Source organism: Mesorhizobium sp. Arg314 (assembly GCF_053714275.1).
Genome location: NZ_JBSKBP010000129.1, coordinates 1 through 3,274 on the forward strand (window position 1 = coordinate 1; position 3,274 = coordinate 3,274).

At 60.3% G+C, this 3,274-nt stretch carries 2 protein-coding genes and 3 pseudogenes; 3 read left to right on the top strand and 2 right to left on the bottom strand.

Annotation, left to right across the window (positions count from 1 at the left end):
* Nucleotides 1–191 precede the first annotated feature (191 nt).
* Together ACWGS9_RS34325 and ACWGS9_RS34330 are read left to right on the top strand one after the other, a co-directional pair.
* A protein-coding gene (locus tag ACWGS9_RS34325) for an IS630 family transposase (RefSeq protein ID WP_454509370.1) occupies nucleotides 192–1,261 on the top strand; the annotation gives its coding sequence in 2 pieces (ribosomal slippage) (nucleotides 192–678 and nucleotides 678–1,261; 1,071 coding nt in all).
* A 36-nt stretch (nucleotides 1,262–1,297) separates the two neighbouring features.
* Nucleotides 1,298–1,378, top strand: a pseudogene (locus tag ACWGS9_RS34330) (helix-turn-helix domain-containing protein); the annotation flags it as partial.
* A gap of 104 nt (nucleotides 1,379–1,482) precedes the next feature.
* Here the strand turns inward: ACWGS9_RS34330 and ACWGS9_RS34335 are convergent.
* Together ACWGS9_RS34335 and ACWGS9_RS34340 are read right to left on the bottom strand one after the other, a co-directional pair.
* A pseudogene (locus ACWGS9_RS34335) lies at nucleotides 1,483–1,563 on the bottom strand (hypothetical protein); the annotation flags it as partial.
* Complete coding sequence (locus tag ACWGS9_RS34340) at nucleotides 1,527–1,811, bottom strand: Fic family protein (protein WP_454509371.1); 285 nt, start codon at nucleotides 1,809–1,811, stop codon at nucleotides 1,527–1,529. The pseudogene ACWGS9_RS34335 and the gene ACWGS9_RS34340, both read right to left, overlap by 37 nt.
* 549 nt (nucleotides 1,812–2,360) lie before the next feature.
* Between ACWGS9_RS34340 and ACWGS9_RS34345 the strand changes: the two are divergent.
* Nucleotides 2,361–3,274 (top strand): annotated as a pseudogene (locus ACWGS9_RS34345) (hypothetical protein); the annotation flags it as partial.

Consider the following 3,274-nt stretch of genomic DNA (forward strand, 5'->3'; position numbering starts at 1 on the left):
GCTCGGACACGCGCTAAATGAACTCGATGAGGCGCGCGACTGGATGACGGCGTTGGGGCGCAAGACGGCATCCGAAAGGTTGCAAGCTTTGTTCTCATGGCTACTTATACCAACGGTCTTGGCTGCTGACTCTTTTGTGATTTTGGCCGATTTGCGCGCCGTGATTCCCTATTGCCGAAGGAGATTCGGCGATGGGATCAGCGGTGAAGTTACGGACGGACTTTTCGGCGGGGGAGCTTCGCCGTCTTGCCCGGAACTCAAAGGATGCGCGCCAGAGCAGCCGGCTGTTGTCGATCGCGGCGGTTCTGGACGGCATGAGCCGGGCCGATGCGGCCCGGATCGGCGGGATGGATCGCCAGACGCTACGCGACTGGGTGCATCGGTTCAACACGGCCGGCCCCGATGGTCTTGTGGACCAATGGGCGCCGGGACCAGCGTCCCGGCTGTCGCATGAGCAGCAGGCCGAACTCGCCGCGCTTGTGGAGAAGGGCCCGGATCGTGCCGTCGATGGCGTCGTTCGCTGGCGGCGGATCGACCTGAAGAAAGCCATCAAGGACCGCTTCGGCATTGATTATGACGCGCGCTATGTCGGGAAGCTGCTGCACAAGCTCGGCTTCTCCCACATGAGTGTGCGACCGCGTCATCCGGCGCAGGATGCCCATATCATCGAGGAATTCAAAAAAACTGGCCTCGCACGCTGAAGGCGCATCTTTGCGACTTGCCGCTGCGCACGAAGGTGGAGATCTGGTTCCAGGACGAAGCAAGGATCGGCCAGAAGAACGGGATTGTACGGCAGTGGGCCAGACGCGGCACGCGGCCGCGACAGCCGGCCGACCAGCGCTACAAGAGCGCCTACCTGTTCGGCGCCATCTGCCCAGCACGTGGTACCGGGGCGGCTCTCGCACTGCCGTTTGCCGATACCGAGGCCATGCAACTCCATATCAACGAGATCAGCCGCCATGTCGAAAAGGGCGCCCATGCCGTACTCGTCATGGATCGCGCCGGATGGCACACCACCGCAAACCTCAGCATACCGGACAACATCACCCCAATCTTCCTGCCGTCGCGCGCGCCGGAGCTGAACCCGGTCGAGAACGTCTGGCAGTATATGCGCCAGAACTGGCTCTCCAACCGTGTCTTCGACAGCTATGACGATATCATCGATGCGGCCTGCGACGCCTGGCAGAAACTCCTCGCAGCTTCCGAGACCATCACATCAATCGGCATGCGCCAATGGGCCCATGTCGGTCAAACCCCATGACTCTTGGTATTACATCGATCCCGCTCACCGTCTGGCAAGCTCCGCTTCGATCTCCCGGTTACACGCGCCGACATTGCCGACTTTCTCGGACTGACCATCGAGACCGTGAGCCGCGAAGACCAGGTTGCGAACTGAGATGCCCGTATCACCTGCCGCCGCGGCAAGCCGTGCTCGGCGAGGGTCTTCAGATAAACCGATGCCGCCTGCCTTTTAGCGATGCCGGCCGCCACCAGATCGCCGATGCAGCAATAGGGATTCACGAAGATCACGTCGGCCAGCTCGCGCGAATAGATTTTCGGCAGGTCGCGCCTGATGCACTCCGCGGTTTGATCGAGCAGGTCCCGGATGGCCGGATGCGCGCCGTCGACCAGTTGGCCGTCTCTCGGATCGCCTCGAGCATGTAGAGGATCCAGTCCTCCCATGCGGACTCGGTCGTGACGGCCAGAAGCCGATCGTAATAGGCGCGCTTGTTGCCGATGATAAAGCGGCTGAGATAAAGCACCGGGATGTCCAGCAGGCCCTTGTCGACGAGGTAGAGCAGGTTCAGCACCCGTCCGGTTCGGCCGTCGCCGTCGGTAATCTCTCCTAGATTTTTTGGCGCTGGCTTCGGCCATGACGCCGTTCACATCATCATTGTGAGGACGACCGCCTCAACCGGAAGACTTCGGTCTCGTCTCTAAAAGCCCGTTACACCATCTAGACTCGAAACCATGGTAGAAAGCAACGATGTGTCGGCTCTGATGATGGCGGCCGAAGAACATGCGACCGTCCGCAAACTTGCCGGTATGTTTCTCCAGACGTCTATCTTCTATCTTCCACTCGCGGCGCCGGCACGATCCGCTGCGTGACCTTTAACGATCACAACCTGGTCAATTCCGATGCCGTCTGGGGAGGGGCGGCAGCCATCCCATCTTGTTCCGACCCATCTGCGCCCTCTATTCACCCGTTGCAACAAATCCACAAACCTCCAATTTTTTCTCCCGCCAGGGTGAAAAGGCTAGTTGAAAGGGCTCGTCAGCTTTTCGAAAGCTGGCACGATTAAAAGCTGATCCGAGCTGAGCTGCTCAAATCTGCAAACCCGCCCTATTCGGAGGGAAGTATGGACCCATTTCGTAATCTCGATCCGTTTGATCCAAATTTCGCAACGAACTACGCCAGGCTGCAACAACAGCAAGGAGAGCAGGCTGCGCAGGTGGACTTTGAGCAGCACCTACGCGAAGCGGAACCAGCCGGGCCGCAGCAGCTTTATCGCGGCAGGCATAAGGTCTCTCCTGAAGACCAGCGCCTCATCCAGCTGGCGGCCAATGCGGCATCGCCTCGGATAACGGAGAGACTTATCAAAGACTATTGTAGCGGCCTCCGCGCGTTGTCTGAAGCACTCCAGAGTCGCGGCCTGGGTCTTGTTGGGCTAGGTGACGAGACGCTGCGCCACTGGGCTGCGACGTTGCTCCCGCATCATCGTGACGCGAGGAGGGGACTGGGCATGCTTCAGAGCTACCGCCAGACCCTCGGGGAGGGAAGTTCGCGCGCTGGGGAAGGTAGCTCTCACCAGCCAATCGATCAACCCGCCTGCTCGCCAGTGCGAAGTGTCGATCAAGAGGAGATTTGGCGTGCGGCGGAAGGGGCGGAAGGGGCGGATCAGCCCGCCCACTCACCGGTGCTCAGTGTCAACCAAGAAGAAATCTGGAGGGCAGTGGAAACGGTGGACCAACCCATTCCCTCGCCGCAAAGCGTCAATGCGGAGGAGATTTGGCAGGCAGCAGATCAGGCCGGCCAGCTGCCAGGGGATAGCTGGAACACGGCGAACTTTTGGCATGGGATGGCTTCACCCGCCCATTCGCCAGCACAAAGTGTCAATCAGCCAAGCCCGCAGCAATGGGATCAAAACCTCGGTGCGTCGATCTCCGGTCAGCCATATTCCGCGCCGCCCCCGCCACTGGACTTGGGAGCGTACGTCCCTGGCTTTGTGCACGGTGACCAGCGAGCGGAGGAGAACCTCATGCGCGGGATGCA